The organism is Actinoalloteichus spitiensis RMV-1378 (assembly GCF_000239155.1).
GTDB lineage: Bacteria > Actinomycetota > Actinomycetes > Mycobacteriales > Pseudonocardiaceae > Actinoalloteichus_B > Actinoalloteichus_B spitiensis.
In genome coordinates this window covers 1-5,651 of record NZ_AGVX02000449.1, presented here as the reverse complement: position 1 = coordinate 5,651, position 5,651 = coordinate 1, and the positions used below count along the sequence as shown (strand labels likewise).

Below are 5,651 nucleotides of genomic sequence, written 5' to 3'. Positions count from 1 at the left end.
GGTCGGGGTCACCGACGACTTCTTCCACCTCGGAGGGAACTCGATCGTCAGCATGCGGGTAATCGCCCGCATTCGTGAGGACTTCGATGTGGAGGTCTCGATCAGGACATTCTTCGACGGCCCAACAGTGCGGTCGCTCGCCAGCACTGTCGAGGAGCGGATCCTGCTGGAGCTCGAGACTTCTGTGTTGACTGAAAGTGGTGGTGACGACGCGGCGCGCTGAACCAGGATGACGGCGGGCCAGAGGGAGCCGCATGGACGCGATGAGTTGAGCTTGTCGGAGGACTCCGCCCTGCGAGGAGTGTCCTGGCTGCTCCCAACCAGCATGTCGTCTGCTCTTGGGGGAAACGCATGGTTGATGTGTCGTCGGTGGCCGGAGACCGGTCCGGCACTGTCGTCCATGTCGACCCCCCCAACGCGATCACGCGAGCTTCCGGATCGGTGCACCACCAATTCGGAAGAATGGTCGACGAACGTCCGGATGCCGTCGCGGTGCGATTCGACGGCGGAGCCCTCACCTACGCCGAGGTGTGGGAGTGGTCGGGTCGCGTGGCCGCGGAGCTGTGCCGTCTCGGAGCCGGTCCCGAGGTTCCGGTGTTGGTCGCGCTGGAGCGGGGGCCGGCCGTGCTCCCGGTCTGGCTCGGAATCCTGCGTGCCGGTGCGGTGTTCGTCCCCGCGCACCCGGGCACACCCGCCGAGCGGGTGTCGTGGATGTGCGAGGACCTCGGAATCACCGTCGCGGTAGCCGACCCTGACCACCACGACCGGGTTCCGTCCACTGTCCGTCTCGTCGAACCCGACCCTGCCGGGAGTGACGGGGACCGGGGCACGAGCGCCGTCGTCCCCCTGACCTCGGCCGCCTATGTCATGTACACCTCCGGGTCGACCGGACGGCCCAAGGGCGTGGTGGTGACGCACGGGGCCGTGCTGTCCCTGGCCGAGGACCGGCGGTGGCGGGAACCCGCGCACCAGCGGGTGTTGTTCCACTCCCCCCACGCCTTCGACGCCGCCGTCTACGAGATCTGGGTACCCCTGTTGCGGGGAGCGACGGTCGTGGTCTCCCCACCAGGCGATCTCGACGTCGCCGTCCTCACCCGGATGGTGACCGAGCACGGGGTATCCGCTGTCTTCGTCACCACCGCCCTGTTCGGGCTCCTCACCGAGCAGGACCCGGGGGTGTGGTCCCGACTCGGTCAGGTGTGGACGGGAGGTGAGGCGGCCCGACCACCGGTCTGGTCGCGGGCACGGGCGGCCTCCCCGGACACCGAGTTCGTGCACGTGTACGGCCCCACCGAGGCAACCACCTTCGCGGTGTGCGGCGCGGTCCCCGCGACGGAGCTCGCAGCCGGCCGGGTCCCGTTGGGGCGGCCGATGGACGGCGTTCGGATGTGGGTGTTGGACCGGTGGCTGCGTCCGGTCCGGACTGGCGAGGTCGGCGAGCTCTACCTCGGTGGGACGGGACTCGCGCGCGGGTACGCGGGACGACCCGGTCTGACTGCGGGCCGCTTCGTGGCCGCTCCCCTCGATGACGCGGCCGGCGCGCGTGCGTACCGGACCGGCGACCTGGTACGGAGCCTGCCGGGCGGCGGCGTGGAGTTCGTCGGTCGTTCCGATGACCAGGTGAAGCTGCGCGGTTTCCGGATCGAGTTGGGCGAGGTGGAGGCCGCTCTCGCGGAGCTCCCGGGAGTCGGGCAGGCGGTGGCGACCGTTCTGGAGGACGGCCCTGATCTGCGTCGTCTGGTCGGGTACGTCGTGCCGTCGGACGACGGGGACGGGATCCACGGCGATCCGAGGGCGGAACTCCGGGCGGTGCTCCCGGCGTACATGGTGCCGGTCTCCGTGCTCGTTCTCGACGCGCTCCCGCTCACCCCCAACGGGAAGATCGACCGAGCGGCCCTGCCCGCCCCAGCTCCCAACTCCGGCGGGACCCACGTGGCACCCCGCACGGAGACCGAACGGGCGCTGTGCGACACCTGGGCCGAGGTGCTTCGGCTTGACCGGGTCGGCGTCACCGACGACTTCTTCGATCTTGGTGGCGACTCGATCAGCGGGCTGCGGGTTCTCTCCAGGCTGAGGGCGCGCTTCACCGACGACCTCTCCACCCGGATGCTGTTCGAGCACCGGACCGTCGCGGCCCTCGCCCCCCTGATCGACAAGGCTGTCTCGGCCCGGCCAGGTCGGAACCCCGGTGCCTCCGGCGTCGACCTCCGCCCCGCCGACCGGAGCAGGCCCCTGCCCCTGTCCTTCGCGCAGGAGAGGCTCTGGTTCCTGCACGAGTTCACCGCCGGTGGGGTCGAGTACAACACGGGTATCGCGCTGCGCCTGGCAGGCCAGCCGCCGCACCTGGACGCGCTGCGAACGGCGTTCGCCGAGGTCGTCGCACGTCACGAGTCCCTCCGCACCACCTTCGACACCGTCGACGGCCAGGCAAGGCAACGGATCCACGCGACCGCCGAGGTGCCGTTCACCTTCGTCGACCTGACCGGCCGAGCGGCGGGCCAGGGTTCCAACCTCGACGAACTGCTCCACGCCGAGGCCACCACCCCCTTCGACCTCCGCACCGGCCCCGTCGCGAGGGTGCTCGTCGTCCGCGAGCACGCGGACTCCCATGTGCTGGTCCTGTCGATGCACCACATCGTCACCGACGGCTGGTCCGTCGGTCTATTCGTCCGGGAACTCGCGGACCGCTATCGGGGCCAGCTCACGGGCAGCGGCGTGCCCCGCCCGCCGCTGCCGGTCGCCCAGTACGCCGACTACGCCGTGTGGCAGCGGGAGCAGGTCACCGCCGGGGCCTGGGACGACCAGATCGACTACTGGCGAGCGCGCCTCGCGAACCTCCCCACCCTGGACCTCCCCACCGACCGTCCCCGGCCACCCGTCCACACCACCCACGGCGCGGTGCACAAGCTCACGGTGCCCGTCGAGACCAGCGAAGCACTCGCTCGCGCGGCCCGAGCGCACGGCGTCAGCCTCTTCATGGTCCTCACCGCCGTCACCCAGGTGCTGCTGTCCCGGCACAGCGGCCAGGACGACATTCCCGTGGGCACCGTGACCTCCGGTCGCCACCGCGCCGAGTTCGAGGAGATCACGGGGCTCTTCGCCAACACGCTGGTGTTGCGGTCGCGGATCGGCCGTGAGGATTCGTTCGCGTCGTTGTTGGGGCGGGTCCGGGAGACGGTGTTGGAGGCGTTCGCGCACCAGGATGTGCCGTTCGACCGGGTGGTGGACGCGGTGGTGGGGGAGCGGGACGCGTCGCGGTCTCCGTTGGCGCAGGTGATGGTGGTGTTGCAGAACTCGGTGGGCGAGTGGGGTGATTTCCCGGGGTTGGGGGTGGAGCGGGTTCCGCTGGCTCGGGAGTCGGCTCGGTTCGAGGTGACGTTCGAGTTCTGGGAGCGTCCGGGTGGGTTGTGGGTGGAGGTGGAGTACAACACGGATCTGTTCGACGCGGGCACGGTGGAGCGGTTGGCGCGGCACTGGGTCGTCCTCGCCGGGGAACTCACCGCCAACCCGCACCGCGACCTGGCCGACGTGTCCCTGCTGGAGGACGACGAACGACGGCAGCTGCTGCACGACTGGAACGACACCACACGACCCGAGACACGGAACACCACCGTCCTCGACCTGTTCTCCCGTGCTGTCCGCGCGCACCCACGATCGGATGCCGTGGTGTGGGACGACCGGCGGCTGAGCTATGCCGAACTGGACAGGCGGGCGAACCAGCTCGCCCGCCACCTGCGCACCGCGCACGGGGTCGGCGGAGGAACCAGGGTCGGTGTGTGCGTGTCGAGGGCGCCCGAATCCGTCGTCGCGTTGCTGGCCGTCCTCAAGGCCGGAGCGGCCTACGTCCCCCTCGATTCCCGGTACCCGACCGAGCGAATCCGGTTCATGCTCTCCGACAGCGGCATCGGAACCGTCGTTTCCCAGACCGCACTGGCGCCGCGCCTGCCTGAGGACTGTGGCGTCGTCCTCGTCGACGACCCGGAGACCGAGCGCGCGCTCGGTCAGCAGGATGGCTCCGCGCCACCGCTGTCGGTATCGCCGGACAGTGCCGCCTACGTGATCTACACGTCCGGCTCCACCGGACTTCCCAAGGGGGTCGAGGTGCCGCACCGCGCTGTCGTGCGCGTGGCGTGGCGGTCGGACCACCTGCCGGTGGGACCAGGCGACGTCGTCGCCCAACTGGCCTCGATGTCCTTCGACGCGGCGACCCTGGAGATCTGGGGTGCGCTGCTGAACGGGGCCGCCCTGGCGGTGCCGCCACCGGGCGTGCTCTCGGTGCCCGAACTCCGGGATTTCCTCAACGAACGCAAGGTCACAGGCCTCTGGTTGACGGCTGGCCTGTTCCACGAGGTCGTGGACATCGACGTGGCGGCGCTGTCCGGGCTTCGCTACCTGCTCGCGGGGGGCGACGTGCTCTCCGCGGCGCACTGCCGGCGGTTGGTGGAGGCGGCGCCGGGGGTGCGGTTGGTCAACGGGTACGGGCCCACGGAGAACACGGTGTTCACCACCACGCAGATAGTGGATGCCGAGGTGCTCGCTCGCCCCGGACCGGTGCCGATCGGGTCGCCGATCGCCGGTACCCGGGTGTACGTGCTGGATGCGATGCTGCGACCAGCCCCGATCGGCGTTGTCGGCGAGGTGTACGCCGCAGGTGAGGGGCTGGCACGCGGCTACGTGGACCGTCCCGGTCTGACGGCGTCGCGGTTCGTGGCCGATCCCTTCGATGCCGCTGGTGGGCGGGTGTACCGGACCGGGGACCGGGGACGCTGGCTTCCGAACGGTTCCCTGGAGTTCCTCGGCCGTGCGGACACCCAGGTGAAGATCCGAGGATTTCGGATCGAGCCGGGTGAGATCGAGGCGGTACTCGAACAGCACGTCGCCGTGTCCCAAGTCGCCGTGATCGTCCGCGAGGACAACCCCGGTGTCCGGCGGCTGGTCGCGTACGCGGTGACTGACGGGCAGGACGAACCGTCCTCGTCCGAACTGAGGGACTTCGCCCGCCAGGTGCTGCCGGAGTACATGGTTCCGGCTGCGGTCGTCACCCTGGACGCCTTGCCGTTGACGGTCAACGGCAAGGTAGACCGAGCCGCTCTCCCCGCACCCGGGACCGCCGACGGCCCCTTGTCCACCGCCCCCCGTACCGACACCGAGAAGGTGTTGTGCGAGGTGTGGGCTGAGGTGCTGCGGTTGGACCGGGTCGGGGTGACCGACAACTTCTTCGAGCTGGGTGGCGACTCGATCCTGAGCATCCAGGTCGTGTCGAAGGCCCGAGCGGCGGGGGTGGTGTTCACCTCCCGGGAGTTGTTCCAACGCCAGACGATCGCTGCCCTGGCATCAGGACTGTCATCCCCTGACGGGGAACCCGGAACGGTGGGGGCCGAGCAGGGTCGGGTGTCGGGGGCGTTCCCGATGACCCCGGTCCTGGAGTGGTTCACCACCACGCACCCGGTGGGCCCGGAGCATTTCAACCTTTCCGCGGGGTTCACCCTGCCCCCGGACACCGATCTGGTGGTGGTGCGGCGGGCGGTGGGCGCGGTGGTGGAGCACCACGACGCGCTGCGCATGGTGCTGCGCCGCGAAGGCAAGAGGTGGACACCGGTGGTGTTGCCCGAGGTGGACCTGGACGAGGTCATCCAGGTAGTGGACCTACC

At 70.0% G+C, this 5,651-nt stretch carries 2 protein-coding genes; both read left to right on the top strand.

Annotated features, from left to right (window positions below):
* The coding region (locus tag ACTIDRAF_RS0218855; protein WP_026066268.1) for a phosphopantetheine-binding protein at nt 1–223 on the top strand (223 nt) is incomplete at its 5' end.
* A gap of 239 nt (nt 224–462) precedes the next feature.
* The coding region (locus ACTIDRAF_RS29765) for a non-ribosomal peptide synthetase (protein ID WP_016700286.1) at nt 463–5,651 on the top strand (5,189 nt) is incomplete at its 3' end.